Here is a 16,047-nt window from a genome sequence, read left to right on the forward strand (position 1 = left end):
GGTCCTTCTCTCTATCTGGCGTTCGATGAGCGCGGCGCTACGCAGGAGAAACGACGGCCGTAGGTGCGCGGCGTTGACGGATCGCGAGGAGCGATGTGCATCCGGCGATCGCGACGAGGCTCGCCGCGATCGTCCACCACTCCCACAGCGCCATGCCGCCAGTGGGCACGGGTTGCGCGGGACCGGTTGCCACTGCTTCCCCTCCCCCGCTGGGTACGACTGCCGCGGTGCCGGCGGAGACGGGAGCTTCCCGTTCGAGGATCTCGATCTCGGCGCCCGCGTCGAAGCTGCCCTGCAGCGTGATGACATGGTCGCCCGTGACGTCATCGGGGAGTGTGCCTGACCAGGTCACGAGGCCGTCAGCATCCGCGGCGGCGCCCTCGTCGAGCACGATGGGTCCGGTGTCATCACCGGTGCCGTACAGCACGACGAGCACGCCGGGGTCGTCCGCGTCGAACCCGGATGCCTGCAACTGGATGCGGCCGCCGGCGCGGATCCGGTCGGCGGGCGTGAGCACCTCGAGCCCCGCCGTTGTCGGTACGCTCTCAGCGGCCGTGTACGCCGTGTCCTCGTCGCCGGCCGAGGTCGAGCCGAACGACTCCGAGCTCACCGTGCCGACCGTGAACGTCAGGTCGTCGAAACCGACACTGTTCGAGCTGCCGCCGCCCGGACCGCCGGTGAGCGACCCTTCGACGCCGACCCCTGACCAGGTGACCTCACCGTTCTCGCCCCCGGTCTTCGTCGCGGAGGACAGATCGAGCGGGTACGAGGACACACCGAAGTTCGCGGTGTTCCCCGTGTGCAGCGTGGCCGATTCCGGGCTGTGGACGGTGATCGAGGGGTTCGACACGGCGAACATCGCCATCCCGTAGCCCTGGAAGCTCACTACCCCCGAGTAGCGGACCGTTCCGGTCTGGCTCTCGGCATCCCAATCGCTCCCGGTGGCCTGGGGGAAGAGGTAGCCGTTGCCGACGCCGCTGGTCGAGATCGATCCCTTGGCGCAGTGACTGTAGCCGAAGCGTTCCTTACCCTCACAGGTGGTGTAGGCGACGAAGGCGCTGGACACGCCCCATCGCAACGAGCCGGCCGCCGCCGAGTCCTGCGCCGCAGCAGGCGCCGGAGTGCTGGAGGGCGGGTTCGGGTTCTCGCTGCCGTGCGCGCCCGGGGTCGTCGGGGGTTCGGTGACGCCGACATCGCTGGCCTGCCCGATCGTGAACGTGACCCGATCGAGTTCCTCTCCGGGGCTGTAGAACTCGTGTCCCTGGTAGGAGAAGAACTGCGCGCCAGCGCGTGTCAGCGTCGCGGGCGCGCCGCTGAAGCGCACCGCGTCACCGGTGAGACCCTGTCGCGTGGCCGATGACAGGTCGATGGTCGCGAAAACGATAGTGCTGCCGTTGTAGCTGATCCTCAAGTCCGCGTTCGTCGCGTTCGTGACTCGGATCGACGGGTTCGCGATCGTGTGATTCAGTGCACCGCTGTGGCCGTAGAAGGTCACCTGGCCCGCATACTGGACCGTGCCCGTCTGCCCGTTCCACGTGCTGCCGGAGGTGGCCTGCGGGAAAGTGAACACGCCGTTCCCCGCAGCCTGCTTTGCTCCCTCCGCCACCATGATCCGCCCGCCTGCGATGTCTCCGGTGACGTAGCTGCGGAAGTTGCTCTTCACACCCCACTGCAAGCTGCCCTCCGCCGACCGTTCGCTGATCGTGACCGACACCCTGTTGGAGACCGATTCCGCGTAGCCGTCGGGGTCCGGAACGAAACGGGCGGTGATGCTGTGATCACCAACTGGCAGGTTCTTCGTCGTCAGCCCGGCGGTGCCGTGGGTCGCCTGAACCGCGCTGCCGAGCCGCTCGCTCCCATTCCAGAACGTGATGGTGCCGTCGACGTCAGGAGCGATCCTGGCCGTCAACTCGATCTCCTGGCCGACATATGCCGAGGACGAGCTGGCGGAGAGGGTGACGGTGGCCCGTTCCAGCGCACCGCCGGGGAAGAGCACGTTCCATTCGACAGCGATATCAGCACGTGCATAGAGGTTCTCAGCGGTCGGGAACGAGCGCGACGGCCACGAGATCACCTCATATTCGCGTGACGGGTCTAGGTCTTCGGCGGGGATCGGCAGGACATCGCTGATCCTGCCGTCGTCGTCGATGCTCGCCGAGATCGCCGCCTGCGTGTCCTCCACTGCTGCCAGGTCCGAGTCCTTCTCGATCACTGTGAAGTATGCGTGCGGGCCGGCCTGGCCAGGCAGCGCCTGCACATCGTCGTAACCGGCACCTTCGATCGCGACCTCGATCCGCTCGTTCGCGACCTCCGTCACCTCAGCCGTGAAACTCGGCTGCTCCGCCGCCTGCGCAGCAGAGGGCACCAGAAGCGCGCCCCCCAGTGCCAGGGCGGCGGCGGTCAACAGGCTGACGGCCCTGCGCAGGGGTATGGATCGAGCCACAGTGCACCACTTCCTGGGTTGTCCTCAGTCATTCGTCGTAGATCCGCAGATCGGCTGCGGATTGTCGTATCCGTTGCCACGCGACACGGTCCCTCCTTCGGCGGCTGGCCAGCCGCCGAAGGAGGGATTGGCTCGTGCCCGAGATGCAGCCGAATGCTGTGATCAGCGGGCGGTGCCCGCGTTCGCGCGGCGGTTGGCCATCAGGACGGCGGCCCCTAGCAGGGTCAGCACTCCCGCGATCCCCACAAGGCCGTACGGGACATCCGCGCCGGTTGCGGCGAGGATGCCGTTGCCCCTGCCGCCGTCCGTCGTCCCGCCAGCGGCGGCGCCGGAACCGTTGCCCTCATGGGAGCCACCGCCGGTTGCGTCATCGTCCGAACCGCCATCGTCCGGGGTCTGGTCTCCGGCGGCGAGCACCTCGAACGCGGCGCTGTACGAATCTGCACCGTCCGCGGAAGCGAAGGTGACAGTGTGCTCGCCTGTCTCGAAGCCCTCGGGAACGATCCACGTCGTCGAAGCGACGCCATCCGCATCCGCGACCGCGGTCGGCAGCGTGACACGATCAGACTCGACGGTCACGGTGAACTCCACGCCCGGCTCGACCGGGCTAACGGTGATTCCGATGTCATCGCCTTGCGTCACCGACGTGACGGCGTCGCCGCTGGAGTCGATGATCGTGACCGTGATAGCGCCAGGATCTTCCTCACCGGGCTGTTCCTCACCGGGCTCTTCTTCGCCGGGAGTCTCATCGTCTGGGAAGAGTGCGGCCCAGTCGATCGTGATGTCGGTGCGGGTGTACAGGTTCGCTTCGGTCGGGTTGGACCGTGACGGCCATGAGATCACTTCATACGAGGTGCCTTCCACCAGCTCGTCTGCGGGAACCGACAGCACGTCGCTGAGCGTTCCGTCAGCCTCGATCGAGGCTGAGATCGCGGTGTCCGACTGGCTCACATCTGACAGGTCGGAGTCCTTCTCAACCAGAGTGAAGTACGCGTGCGGCTCGGTCTGACCCGGCAGCGCCTGAACGTCACCGTAACCGTCGCCTTCGATCGCGACATCGATGCCCTCGTTCGCCTTCTCCGTCACCTCTGCCGTGAACGTCGGCTGAGCCGGCTCCGGCTGGGCCTCGGCGAATGCGAGCGTCACCTTCGCGTCTTGCCCCCGATCTGACGTGGCCGTGTGGTTCGCGGCGGTGTAGACCGATGTGGTCCCTTCGTTCAGCTGCTTCACATCGAACTCGAGCTCGAACGCGCCGTCCTCGTCGAAGGTGACGCGGCCGTCCGTGGTGTCGTCGATGGGGTAGACGACGGCGGCGCCCTCGCGGCATCCGAGTGCGAGCGACCAGAGGTCGGCCGGAAGGTCGACATCTTCGCACAGGAAGACGTACATGCCCTGTGCCGGGTTGTAGCCCGTGCCCGTCACGGTGACGGTGTCGCCTTCGGGGTTCAGGTCCGTCGCCGGGTCAACAGACAAGCTGGGTTCGAAGACCGGCGCTTCCTCGGGGAAGAGCGCGGCCCAGTCGATCGTGATGTCTGTGCGGGCATACAGGTTCTCCGCGGTGGGGAACGAGCGGGAAGGCCAGGAGATCACCTCATACGAGGTGCGCTCGACCAGCTCACCGGCGGAAACCGATAGGACATCGCTGACCGTACCGTCGGGCGCGACCTCTGCAGAGATCGCCGTGTCTGCCTGACCGACCTCGGACAGATCCGAGTCCTTCTCGATCAGCGTGAAATACGCGTGCGGCTCAGTCTGACCCGGCAGCGCCTGAACGTCACCGTAACCGTCGCCTTCGATCGCGACATCGATCCGCTCGTTCGCGACCTCCGTCACCTCAGCCGTGAAACTCGGCTGCTCCGCCGCCTGCGCGGTCAGTGGGGCGAGGATCGCGCCCCCGAACGCCAGCGCGGTAGCGGTCAACAAGCTGACGGCCCGCTTTCTGTGCTGTGCGCCACGCCAGCGCGGCGGTATGAGTGATGCTGTCTCTGCCATGTGATTCCGTTTCCTCCGGGAGGTAGAATCAGCGTGGCCGCGCGGCCCCGCTGTTTTCAGGCGCGCCAACGGCGCGTGTCAGCCTGAGGCCGGCGGCTGGGAGCGGGCGCTGCTTCTTGGTAGGGAGGGCGCTCGCTCCGCCATCTCGGTCCGGTCGCCACCCCGGCCTCAGGCAGTTCTGCATCCGAGCCCCGATGCGCCCGCAGGCGAGCCGAAACTCAGGGAAACCTAACTAAGGTCACCCTAAGCGACCCTGATGTTGCGCGCAACCTTCGCGTCGCACGTCATCGACGCTGCGCTTCGGCACATGAACCACGATCACCGAGACGACAATGCCCTGATCGCCCGCGCGTTCGTCGACCCGTCCGCAGAGAGCGCGACAATGAGTGGTTTCGATGGCGACGGAGGCGAGTGGTGCGCCGTGACCGGCGACAGATCGACGGTGTCAGCGCGGATGTCGCGGCCGGGCGGCCCGATCACGGAGCGGCCCGCCGTCCGCCGCGAAGTCGTCGCTCTGAGCAACGCGTCGCTGACTGCTCCCAAGACATCGCTGTCACCGAGGCCGAGTACACCGCGCTCGCAGCGCAGGTCGAGGCCGCGTTCGACGAACACCTCGCCTCCCGCTCACAAGAACTCGCGAACCAGGCGCTCACCGACGGCATCGAGATCAGCAAAGACGAAAGGGCGACGATCCGGCTCACCGAGCCGTTCGCCGCCCTCGCACCCAAGCCAACCGATGTCAGGTGTTCTAGTACGTCTTCAATTGTGGAGCCTAGGAGATTCGAACTCCTGACATCCTGCTTGCAAAGCAGGCGCTCTACCAACTGAGCTAAGGCCCCTTGCGGGTATGAAATTGGAGAGTGGGGCTACCAGGACTTGAACCTGGGACCTCTTCATTATCAGTGAAGCGCTCTAACCGCCTGAGCTATAGCCCCGTTGTGAAGGAATCTCGGCTCTCGCCGATCAACCTTCAAGAGTTTACCGAATGATCCCGCGCGGTGCGAATCGTGCGTCTCCCGGCCGTGTCGCACCGCGCGGTGAGGATCAGTTGGAGGTGAACCCGACCAGCAGACCGCCCGAGACCTTGACCGCGAGGTTGTAGATTCCGGCCATCACGGCGCCGAGCACGGTCACCACGATCAGGTTCAGGATGGCGAGAACGCCGGCGAACGCCATCACCTGCGGCAGACCGATGAACGAGGCGATCTGAATGTCCGCGAAGCCGGCGATGAACTCGTCGAGCTGATCGATGATGTGCATCGTGTCGATGACCATGTAGATCAGGAAGAACGACACGACGGTCACGATCGCAACCACGATCGCTGCCAGGAACGACAGCTTGATGGCCGACCAGAAGTCGATGTACACCAGGCGCAGGCGCACCTGCTTCGATCGCGGCTTGCGCGAGCTCTTCTGTGCCAGCTTGTCGGCTACCGTGCTCATTCGTCCGTGCTCTCTTCGGTGGTCTCGGGAGCTGAGGTCTCAGCGGCATCCGGATCTTCGTCCGCCGCCTCGTCGTCACCCAGTCCGCGCTCGCTGTTGCGGGCGATTCCCAGGATCTTGTCGTTCTTGTCAGGCCGTGCGAACAGCACGCCCATCGTGTCACGCCCCTTGACGGGGACCTCGGCAACGGCCGAGCGTACCACCTTGCCCTTGGCGAGAACCACCAGAACCTCGTCCGTCTCCTGCACGACCAGACCACCGGCGAGAAGCCCGCGATCGTCGTTCATCTTCAGCGCCTTGATGCCGATGCCGCCCCTGCCCTGCAGGCGGTAGTCGTCGATGCCGGTGCGCTTGGCGTAGCCGCCGTCGGTCACCGTGAACACGTACGTGTCGTCTCTCGCCACGGATGCCGACAGCAGGTTGTCGCCGTCGCGGAACGAGATGCCCTTCACGCCGCTCGTCGCGCGCCCCAGTGGTCGGATGGACTCGTCACTCGCTTCGAACCGCAGCGACATGCCGCGCTCGGTGATCAGCAGGATGTGGTCGTCACCGTTCACCAGCATCGCGTCGACGAGTTCGTCGCCCTCGCGCAGATTGATGGCGATGATGCCGCCCTGGCGGTTCGAGTCGTACTCGCTCAGGCGGGTCTTCTTCACCAGACCGTTGCGGGTGGCGAGCACCATGTACTCGGCATCCTCATAGCTGCGCATCTCGATGACTTCGGCGATCTGCTCATCCGGCTGCATCGCCAGCAGGTTCGCCACGTGCAGGCCCTTGGCGTCGCGACCGGCCTCCGGCAGCTCATAGGCCTTCACCCGGTACACGCGACCGGTGTTGGTGAAGAACAGCAGCCAATGGTGCGTCGTGCTGACGAAGAAGTGCTCCACCACGTCGTCGGCCCTCAGCTGCGCACCGCGCACGCCCTTGCCGCCGCGATGCTGCGAGCGGTAGTTGTCGCTGCGCGTGCGCTTGACGTAGCCCTCGCGGGTGATCGTGACGACGACCTCCTCCTCCGCGATGAGGTCCTCCATCGACACGTCGCCGTCGAAGCCCATCAGGATCTGAGTGCGCCGATCGTCTCCGTACTTGTCGACGATGCCCGTCAGCTCGGTCTTGACGATGTCGCGCTGGCGGGCGTCGCTGGCGATGATGTCCTTGAAGTCGGCGATCTTCGCCTCGAGCTCGTTCGCCTCGTCGATGATCTTCTGCCGCTCCAGCGCCGCCAGCCGACGCAGCTGCATCGACAGGATCGCATCGGCCTGGATGTCGTCGATGTCGAGCAGGTCCCTCAGTCCGTCGCGCGCTTCGTCGACGGTCGGCGAGCGCCGGATGAGCGCGATCACCTCGTCGAGAGCGTCGAGCGCCTTGAGGTATCCGCGCAGCACGTGCATGCGCTCCTCCGCCTTGCGCAGGCGGAACTGCGTGCGGCGCACGATGACCTCGAGCTGGTGCGCGATCCACAGCGTGATGAAGCGATCCAGCGGGAGTGTGCGCGGCACACCGTCGACGATCGCGAGCATGTTCGCGCTGAAGTTCGTCTTCAGGTCCGTGTGCTTGTAGAGGTTGTTCAGCACGACCTTCGCCACGGCATCGCGCTTGAGCACGACCACGAGGCGCTGGCCGGTGCGTCCGGATGTCTCATCCCGGATGTCCGCGATGCCCTGCACTCGCCCCTCGCGCGCGAGCTCGCCGATCTTCACGGCGAGGTTGTCCGGGTTGACCTGGTACGGCAGTTCGGTGACCACGAGGCAGGTGCGCCCCTGGATCTCCTCGACATTCACGACAGCGCGCATCGTGATGGAGCCGCGCCCTGTGCGGTACGTCTCCTCGATGCCCTTCGTGCCCAGGATGTGGGCCTTCGTCGGGAAATCCGGACCGGGAATCCGCTGCATCACACCCGCGAGGAGCTCCTCGCGGGGCAGGTCGGGATTCTCGAGCACCCAGAGGGCGCCGTCGGCGACCTCGCGCAGGTTGTGCGGCGGGATGTTCGTCGCCATGCCGACGGCGATGCCGACGGACCCGTTCACCAGCAGGTTCGGGATCCGCGCCGGCAGCACGGTCGGCTCCTGCGCGCGCCCGTCGTAGTTGTCCTCGAAGTCGACGGTGTCCTCGTCGATGTCGCGCACCATCTCGAGCGCGAGCGGAGCCATCTTCGTCTCCGTGTACCTGGGAGCGGCCGCCCCCTGGTTCCCCGGCGTGCCGAAGTTCCCCTGGCCGAGCGCCATCGGGTAGCGCATCGCCCACGACTGCACCAGGCGCACGAGGGTGTCGTAGATCGCGCTGTCACCGTGCGGGTGGTACTGACCCATCACCTCGCCGACGACGCGAGCACACTTCGAGAACGACTTGTCCGGCCGGTATCCGCCGTCGTACATGCCGTAGATGACACGGCGATGCACGGGCTTCAGGCCGTCGCGGACATCGGGCAGCGCTCGCCCGATGATGACGCTCATCGCGTAGTCGAGATAGCTGCGCTGCATCTCCGACTGCAGGTCGACCAGATCGATCCGACCGTGGTTGTGGCCCTCGTTCGGATCCGGACGCGTTTCGTCGCTCATGTGTTCTGTCTCTCTTCGCTACCGGCCGTCGATCAGATGTCGAGGAACCGGACGTCCTTGGCATTGCGCTGGATGAATCCGCGGCGCGACTCGACGTCGTCGCCCATCAGCACGGAGAAGATCTCGTCGGCTCCCGCCGCGTCCTCGATCGTCACCCGACGCAGCGTGCGGGTCTCCGGGTCCATCGTGGTCTCCCACAGCTCCGAGGCGTTCATCTCGCCGAGACCCTTGTAGCGCTGCACGCCGCCCTCGTTGCTCTTCGGCAGACGCCACCCGCGCGCCAGACCCTCTTCGGTGAACGCATCGCGCTCCCGGTCCGAGTACACGTACTCGTGATCGGCGTTCGTCCACTTCAGGCGGTACAGCGGCGGCATCGCCAGGAAGACGTAGCCCGCCTCGATCAGTCCCCGCATGTAGCGGAACAACAGCGTCAGCAGCAGCGTCGTGATGTGCTGGCCGTCGACATCGGCGTCGGTCATCAGCACGATCTTGTGGTATCTGGCGCGGTCGATGTCGAACTCGGGGCCGATGCCCGTGCCGAAGGCCTGGATCATCGCCTGGACTTCCTTGTTGCCCAGCGCCTTGTCGATGCGCGCCCGCTCGACGTTCAGGATCTTGCCCCGCAGCGACAGAATCGCCTGCGTGGTGGGGTTGCGGCCGTCGACAGCCGACCCTCCGGCTGAGTCGCCCTCGACGAGGAAGATCTCGCTGATCGACGGGTCCTTGCTCGTGCAGTCCTTCAGTTTGTCCGGCATCGCGGCCGATTCGAAGACGCTCTTGCGTCTGGCCGTCTCGCGCGCCTTGCGCGCGGCGAGACGAGCGCTGGCAGCGTCGATCGCTTTGCGGATCACGTTCTTCGCCTGCTGCGGGTTGCGCTCGAACCAGTCGCCGAGCTGCTCATTCACGATGCGGTGCACGAACGTCTTCGCCTCGGTGTTGCCGAGCTTCGTCTTCGTCTGCCCCTCGAACTGCGGCTCAGAGAGCTTCACCGAGATGACTGCAGTCAGCCCCTCCCTCACATCGTCGCCGGTGAGGTTGTCGTCCTTCTCCTTGAGCAGACTGTTCGCACGGGCGTATCGGTTCACCAGCGACGTCAGCGCCGCACGGAAGCCCTCCTCGTGCGTGCCGCCCTCATGCGTGTTGATCGTGTTGGCGTACGTGTGCACGTTCTCGCTGTACGACGTGGTCCACTGCATCGCGACCTCGAGTGCGATGTGCCGCTCGTTGTCCTCCGACTCGAAGTCGATGATGTCCTCGTGGACGCGCTCGACCTTCTTCGACGTGTTGATGTAGTCGACGTAGTCCATCAGCCCGCGCTCGTACATGAACACGTCGTGGCGCTGCTGCGATTCCGGAGCGCCCTCCTCGGTCTCGACCTCCTCGGTCGACTCCGGCCGCTCGTCGTACAGCTCGATGCGCAGTCCCTTGTTCAGGAACGCCATCTGCTGGAACCGCGTGCGCAGCACCTCGTACTCGAATTCGACCGTCTCGGTGAAGATATCCCGATCCGGCCAGAACGTGATCGTTGTGCCGGTCTCGCTCGTCTCCTCGCCCTTGACGACTTCCCCCTCGGGGAACCCGCCGCCGGAGAACGACTGCCGATAGACGTTGCCCTTGGTCTTCACGACCGCGTCGAGCCGGCTCGACAGCGCGTTCACGACCGACGAGCCCACGCCGTGCAGGCCACCTGACACCGCGTACCCGCCGCCGCCGAACTTGCCGCCGGCGTGCAGCACCGTCAGCACGACCTCGAGCGTCGATTTGTTCTCGGTCCTGTGCTTGTCGACCGGGATGCCTCGCCCGTTGTCGACGACGCGCAGACCGCCGTCCTCGAGAATCGTCACGGTGATGACGTCGCAGTACCCGGCCAGCGCCTCATCGACGGAGTTGTCGACGATCTCGTACACCAAGTGGTGCAGACCGCGCGGCCCTGTCGACCCGATGTACATGCCGGGCCGCTTGCGAACGGCTTCCAGCCCTTCGAGCACCTGGATGCTGTCGGCCCCGTACTCGTGCTGGCCGGCGTCCGCCGGAGCGGCGTCACCCCCTGCAGCGTTTTCGGGCTCGCTCTGCGGGGTGTCGCTCGTCATGAATAGGTACTCCGATCTCGGTGGGAACCGAGTTCAAGCTTACCTGGTAAACGGCTTCCACAGGGCACAGACGGGCCCGTAGGCGCGAGAAAAAGCACACTCCCCGGGCCCCGATGGTTCACCGACCCCTTATCGCCGCCACAGGCCCGTAGAGCAGTTCGGATCGCCACCGCCGATTGCGATGAGGTTCCTCACCCATACGTGTCCCTCGGCCCACGGCCGGGAACCGTGCGCGGGCCCCACTTCCAGCTCGGCGCATCCGGGCCGACGAAGCGCACCGCATCGACGCCCGCCTCCGGGAACCGGGTGGTGATCTGGGTCAGGATGTGCGCCCGCATGAACTGCAGATTCTTCGCCCACGCCGTCGAATCGCACTGGATCGTGAGGGTGCCGTTCATGAGGGATGTGGGCTCGGAGTGCTGCGCGGTCTCGGTGCCGGCCACATCCTCCCAGCGCCTGACGAGATCCTCCTTGGCGAGCTGCCCGCTCCAGCCCGACTGCTGCGTCAGCTTGTCGAGGGCGTCGCCGAGGGGTTTCGGGTCGCGCCCAGCCATGAACGGCTGGTTGCCGTCGTCCTCGCTGCTGCGCTTTCGGCGCTTCGACCGCTTGGCGTACTTCGACGGCTCCAGGCCCCGCAGTCTCAGGTAGGTCGCAAGCGTCTCGGGGAGCTCGGGCGTGTCAGCCATCGTCGCCGCTCCCATCACCAGGATCCGGATGTGCCGCGTCCGCCGCTTCGGTGGACGGATGGTCGACGAGCGGGCCGAGAACGCGGCCGTGGTCGATCCGGATGGCGCTGCCACGCAGCGGCTCGGGCACATCGCCGGCGACGGCGGCGGTCACGACGACCTGCTCGTAGTCGGCGACGACCCCCGCCAGCCTGGCGCGGCGATCGGAGTCGAGCTCGGCGAACACATCGTCGAGGATCAGGATCGGGTCGCCGCCCTGCGATTCTCTGCGCAGCAGATCGGACGCGGCCAGGCGCAGCGCCAACGACATCGACCAGCTCTCACCGTGCGACGCGTATCCCTTCACAGGCAGCCCTCGGACCCGCAGCAGCAGGTCGTCACGGTGCGGACCGACCAGGCTCAGTCCTCGCTCGAATTCAGCGGAGCGCTTCTGCACGAGCGCCGCTCTGAACTGCGCAGCGGTTGTTCCCTCCGCTTCACCCTCGGCGTCGTCGCCCTCTTCCGGGTCGGCGCCGTGGATCGAGAGCATCCACGACAGCTCCGGCCGATGATCGGCGCCGGCGACGCCCTCGTATGCCCGCGCGAGCGGCGCCTGCAGATCCTCCGCCAGCTTCACTCTCGCGTCGATGATCTCCGAGCCGAGGGCGACGAGCTTGTCATCCCACACATCGAGCGTGGGGAGCGAGGATGCCTTCATGCCGCGGGCTCTGGCCGACTTCAGCAGCGTCGTGCGCTGTTTCAGCGTGCGGTCGTAGTCTGCCAGCACCGCCGCCATGCGCGGGGTGCGCTGGATCAGGAGCTGATCGGCGAACTTGCGCCGCTCGGACGGGTTCCCCCGCACGATCTGCAGATCCTCCGGCGCGAACAGCACCACTTGCGCGTAGCGCGGCAGCTCCCCGGGGCGCACCGAGGTGCCGCCGATCCGCGCCTTGTTCGCGCCCTGCTTGTTGATCTGCAGCTCGAGCGTCACCGTGCGCGCCCCGTGGCGCAGCCTGGCCCGTACGAATGCGGCGTCCTGCCCCTCCCGCACGAGCGGCGCGTCGGCCGAGACGCGGTGCGACCCCAGCGTGGCGAGATACGCGATCGCCTCGGCGAGGTTCGTCTTGCCCTGACCGTTCCGCCCCACGAGCACGTTCGGCCCCGCCCCGAGCGTCAGCTCCGCCTCCGCATAGTTGCGGAAGTCCTTCAGGCTGAGGTGCTCGACGATCACGCGGTAACCCTAACCACGCCTTCCGACGTTGCGTGCCCCCGGTTTGTGCCGTCAACCAGACCTGCGTTGGCGGGTGCTGTGTGTCGCAAGGCGGAGGAAGGAGTCGGGCCGATAGCCCGGCGACTGACGACAACGCCGCGAGACGCGGCACACGTCATCGCAGGAGCAGGTTCGGCTGGAGCAAGTACTTGAACGAGTCTCTCGCCGCCTCGTCGACCGAGGTCTGACTCGTGACGAGAATGGGGCTGAGCTTGTTCGCATTGTCGCTCGACGTGAACGTCACCCGTACGAACGGGCTCTTCACGGCGCCGAGCGCCTCGAGCAGATACTGCGGGTTGAGCCCGATGGTCACATCCTCGCCCTGCAGGTGCGCGTCGACCGTCTCGGAAGCACGAGCCTGGTCGCCGCCGGATGCGTCCATCGTCACGGATTGGTCCGCGAACGTGAAGCGCAGCGGCGCGGAACGGTCGAGCACGAGCGCGACGCGTCGCACGGCTTCGACGAAGTCGGCCGTGTTCACAACGGCGTAGTGCTCCGTCTGCTCGGGGAACAGCCGGCGCACCGGCGGGAAGTTGCCCTTGATCAGCAGCGACGTGACGGTGCGGTTGCCCGAGGTGAACGCGATGATCTCCCGATCGCCCGTTCCCGAGAACGCGATCGAGATGTTCTCGCCGTGTGAGAACGTCTTGCCGACTTCCTGCAGTGTGCGGGCGGGCACCAGCGCGGCCTGATCCTGCTGACCGCCGTCCCAGTCGATGTCACGCAGCGCGACTCGGTACCGGTCGGTGGCGACGAGGCTGAGCTGGTTCTCCTTCACCTCGAGCTGCACGCCTGTGAGCACGGGGGTGACGTCATCCCTGGATGCGGCGAAACCCACCTGCGCGATGGCCGTGGCGAAGTCTTCACCTGGTACCAGGCCGGACTCGCCTGTGACCTCGGGGATCGCGGGGTATTCCTCGACGGGCATGGATGCGAGCGCGAAGCTGGCAGAGCCGCAGGTGAGGGAGACGCCGCCGTCCTCCTCCGTCGAGATCTGAATCGGAGCGTTCGGCAGCCGGCTGGCGATGTCGCTCAGCAGGCGTCCGTGCACGAGGATCGTGCCCGGCTCGTCGATGGTGGCGCTGATGGTTGTTCGGGCGGAAGCCTCATAGTCGAAAGCCGACAGCGAGAGCTCGCCGCTCTCCGTCGCCTCGATGAGTACACCGGCGAGGATCGGCTGGGGGTTCCGCTGGGGCAGAAGCTTGACGACGAACGAGACAGCGTCGCTGAACACGTCGCGGTTCACGTGGAACTTCACTGGGTATCCCTTCGCTCCCACGCTTGGGGTCTGCCGTGCCTCGGCCTGCGTGGGAATCCCATGCTAGTGCGAACAGCCGATTCGTGTGATTCGGGTTCGGATCGGCAAGGTCATCGGATTGAGCCCCTTCTAAGAAAACTTCTCTGTAGTGATCCTCACAGCTGTGGATAATGTGGATAACTCTGTGGAGGCCGGTCGCGAGTAAGGAACTACATCTGTGTGAGCTGTGGAGCGGCTGCGGAGGATTCGTGGGCGATGCCATATGCGCGAGATCGGATGTCACAACGCCGTCCACACGCGCTCAGCGTGTCACTCACAGCCCGAATCGCGTGTCTCCACAGTTATCCACAGGCTTTCCACACTGGGGAGAGCGATTTATACGGCTGAGCGTCATCGTCTGTCAAGGTTGAGTTCCGGAATACGTCACATGCCGTTCGCCGCACGTGTTCCCGATTCGGCGCTGAGAGATGTACGTCGAGGGGCGCGGCGGCGTGAAACAGCCCCAGAACCGCTCTCAGAGGCCGCTTCCGGCCGATCTGAGCTCCGGAAGGCCCCGCGCGGGCACGCTTCCTCCGCCGCACCGCGAGGGAGGCGCCTGTGGAAAGTCTCCGGAACGCCGAAAACGCCCCATGTGCGCGATCCTGTGTGACGCCGCTGCCCTGGTGGTGAGGTGGTGAGGTGGTGAGCGGTGCTTATCGCTTGCTGAGCTGGGTGGTGATCTCTGAGACCTGGTTGTAGATGGAGCGGCGTTCCTTCATGAGATCGGCGATCTTGCGGCAGGCGTACATCACGGTGGTGTGATCGCGACCGCCGAAGAGCTGGCCGATCTTCGGCAGCGAGAGATTCGTGCGCTCGCGGCACAGATACATCGCGATCTGACGCGCCTGGGCGATGGACTGCGAGCGGGACGAGCCGTAGAGGTCGTCGACGGTGAGCTTGAAGTAGTCCGCCGTGGTCGTGATGATGTCCGTCGGTGACACGACGTTGTCCTCGGCCTGGTCGACGATGTCGCGCAGCACCGTCTGTGCGAGAGGCACGTCGACCTCCGAGCGGTTCAGGTTCGCGAACGCGGTGACCCTGATCAGCGCACCCTCGAGCTCGCGAATGTTGGTCGAGACGTTCTTCGCGATGTACTCGACCACGTCATCCGGCACCGAGAGCCGCTCGGCCTGCGCCTTCTTGCGGAGGATCGCGATGCGCGTCTCGAGGTCGGGCGCCTGCACGTCGGTGATCAGGCCCCACTCGAACCGGCTGCGCATGCGGTCCTCGAAGCCGGTGAGCAGACGCGGGGCCACATCGCTGGTGATCACGACCTGCTTGTCGTGATCGTGCAGCGTGTTGAAGGTGTGGAAGAACGCCTCCTGCGTCTCGGCGCGACCCTGCAGGAACTGGATGTCGTCGATGAGCAGGATGTCGACCTCGCGGTAGCGGGCGTTGAACGCTGCGCCGCGGTTGTTGGCGATCGAGTTGATGAAGTCGTTCGTGAACTCCTCACTCGACACGTACCGCACCCGCATGCCCTCGAACATGCCGAGGGCGTAGTCGCCGATCGCGTGGAGCAGGTGCGTCTTGCCGAGCCCGGAATCGCCGTAGATGAAGAGCGGGTTGTATGCCTTCGCCGGCGCCTCGGAGACAGCGACCGCCGCGGCGTGCGCGAAGCGGTTGGACTGGCCGATCACGAAGTTGTCGAAGGTGTAGCGAGGGTTCAGCCGGGTCTCGCCCCGGCTCGCCGTCGACGGCGTGGTGGGAGCGGATCCGGATGGCGGTGTCGGATTGTCGGCGACCGGTCGCGGTGCTGCCTCGGACTGCTGCTGCGTCGGGGGCGGTTCGTCGTAGGTGTCGATGATCTCGGGGTTCACCGCAACACGGAACGTGTGCACCTGCTCGCCCACGGTGGCGAGAGCTTCCATGATCGGCGCACGCATTCGCTTGTTGATCTGCGCGGCGGTGAGGTCGTTGGGGACCTCGACGTAGACGGTGCCCCCCATCACCCCCTGCGGGATGGCGAGGCTGAGGAAGCCGTGCATCTGGGGCGTGACGCGATCATCGGTCTGCAGCTCGGCCAGAACCCGGCTCCAGACTGGTACGTCCGGCACCTCCTGCGTCGTCATGTCTCCCCCTGGAAATGATGTGACTGCGGCGCGGACGCCGCAGGCGGATCGCGCCGTGCGGCCGCCGGATGACAGGCGGCGGCTCCGGCCGTGGAAGCTCACACGAGCACTGGCCTCCGCCTGTGGATAACTTGCCCTAGGCTAGTCAGCGAAGCGCGAGAGAGCAAACCTTTTTCGCTCCCTCGCGCGCCGCATTTCGCGGTGTCGCGCGTGTTCC

At 65.9% G+C, this 16,047-nt stretch carries 10 protein-coding genes and 2 tRNA genes; 1 reads left to right on the forward strand and 11 read right to left on the reverse strand.

Annotation, left to right across the window (positions count from 1 at the left end; all coding sequences use genetic code 11):
* Positions 1-37 precede the first annotated feature (37 nt).
* Together CIK77_RS09215 and CIK77_RS09220 are read right to left on the reverse strand one after the other, a co-directional pair.
* Positions 38-2,443, reverse strand: a complete 2,406-nt coding sequence (locus CIK77_RS09215) for an HtaA domain-containing protein (protein ID WP_087055874.1) — start codon at positions 2,441-2,443, stop codon at positions 38-40.
* A gap of 162 nt (positions 2,444-2,605) precedes the next feature.
* Entirely contained in the window at positions 2,606-4,435 is a 1,830-nt protein-coding gene (locus CIK77_RS09220) for a hypothetical protein (RefSeq protein WP_087055873.1), read from the reverse strand.
* 307 nt (positions 4,436-4,742) lie between these two features.
* Here CIK77_RS09220 and CIK77_RS09225 point away from each other — a divergent pair, with 307 nt between their 5' ends.
* Entirely contained in the window at positions 4,743-5,228 is a 486-nt protein-coding gene (locus tag CIK77_RS09225; protein ID WP_249268676.1) for a DUF2470 domain-containing protein, read from the forward strand.
* Here the strand turns inward: CIK77_RS09225 and CIK77_RS09230 are convergent.
* The 9 genes from CIK77_RS09230 to dnaA all read right to left on the reverse strand — a co-directional run bounded on the left by CIK77_RS09230 (position 5,202) and on the right by dnaA (position 15,830).
* Positions 5,202-5,274, reverse strand: a tRNA-Ala gene (locus CIK77_RS09230). The genes CIK77_RS09225 and CIK77_RS09230 overlap by 27 nt on opposite strands.
* A gap of 22 nt (positions 5,275-5,296) precedes the next feature.
* Positions 5,297-5,370 (reverse strand) — tRNA-Ile (locus tag CIK77_RS09235).
* A gap of 109 nt (positions 5,371-5,479) precedes the next feature.
* A complete protein-coding gene (locus CIK77_RS09240) occupies positions 5,480-5,878 on the reverse strand; it encodes a DUF3566 domain-containing protein (RefSeq protein ID WP_087055871.1) in 399 nt (132 codons plus the stop codon).
* Complete coding sequence (gyrA, locus tag CIK77_RS09245; RefSeq protein ID WP_087055870.1) at positions 5,875-8,436, reverse strand: DNA gyrase subunit A; 2,562 nt, start codon at positions 8,434-8,436, stop codon at positions 5,875-5,877. Before gyrA ends, CIK77_RS09240 begins: the two co-directional genes overlap by 4 nt.
* 32 nt (positions 8,437-8,468) lie before the next feature.
* Positions 8,469-10,526: a DNA topoisomerase (ATP-hydrolyzing) subunit B gene (gene gyrB, locus CIK77_RS09250; RefSeq protein ID WP_087055869.1), complete on the reverse strand. Its 2,058-nt coding sequence runs from the start codon at positions 10,524-10,526 to the stop codon at positions 8,469-8,471.
* A gap of 191 nt (positions 10,527-10,717) precedes the next feature.
* Positions 10,718-11,212, reverse strand: coding sequence for a DUF721 domain-containing protein (locus CIK77_RS09255; RefSeq protein ID WP_087055922.1), 495 nt, complete (start codon positions 11,210-11,212; stop codon positions 10,718-10,720).
* Positions 11,205-12,422: a DNA replication/repair protein RecF gene (recF, locus tag CIK77_RS09260; RefSeq protein ID WP_087055868.1), complete on the reverse strand. Its 1,218-nt coding sequence runs from the start codon at positions 12,420-12,422 to the stop codon at positions 11,205-11,207. The genes CIK77_RS09255 and recF overlap by 8 nt, the downstream gene beginning before the upstream one ends.
* 154 nt (positions 12,423-12,576) lie before the next feature.
* Positions 12,577-13,719 carry a DNA polymerase III subunit beta gene (gene dnaN / locus CIK77_RS09265; RefSeq protein WP_087055867.1) on the reverse strand — a complete coding sequence of 381 codons (1,143 nt, stop codon included), beginning with the start codon at positions 13,717-13,719 and terminating at the stop codon, positions 12,577-12,579.
* Between the two features lie 692 nt (positions 13,720-14,411).
* Entirely contained in the window at positions 14,412-15,830 is a 1,419-nt protein-coding gene (dnaA, locus tag CIK77_RS09270) for a chromosomal replication initiator protein DnaA (protein WP_087055866.1), read from the reverse strand.
* Positions 15,831-16,047 lie beyond the last annotated feature (217 nt).

Origin of the sequence: Microbacterium sp. JB110 (assembly GCF_003335195.1) — a bacterium.
Classification (GTDB): domain Bacteria; phylum Actinomycetota; class Actinomycetes; order Actinomycetales; family Microbacteriaceae; genus Microbacterium.

Coding starts and splice junctions, on each gene's coding strand:
- CIK77_RS09220 (WP_087055873.1), bottom strand. CDS start 4,435: ATGGCAGAGACAGCATCACTCATACCGCCGCGCTGGCGTGGCGCACAG.
- CIK77_RS09225 (WP_249268676.1), top strand. CDS start 4,743: ATGAACCACGATCACCGAGACGACAATGCCCTGATCGCCCGCGCGTTC.
- CIK77_RS09240 (WP_087055871.1), bottom strand. CDS start 5,878: ATGAGCACGGTAGCCGACAAGCTGGCACAGAAGAGCTCGCGCAAGCCG.
- gyrA (WP_087055870.1), bottom strand. CDS start 8,436: ATGAGCGACGAAACGCGTCCGGATCCGAACGAGGGCCACAACCACGGT.
- gyrB (WP_087055869.1), bottom strand. CDS start 10,526: ATGACGAGCGACACCCCGCAGAGCGAGCCCGAAAACGCTGCAGGGGGT.
- CIK77_RS09255 (WP_087055922.1), bottom strand. CDS start 11,212: ATGGCTGACACGCCCGAGCTCCCCGAGACGCTTGCGACCTACCTGAGA.
- dnaA (WP_087055866.1), bottom strand. CDS start 15,830: ATGACGACGCAGGAGGTGCCGGACGTACCAGTCTGGAGCCGGGTTCTG.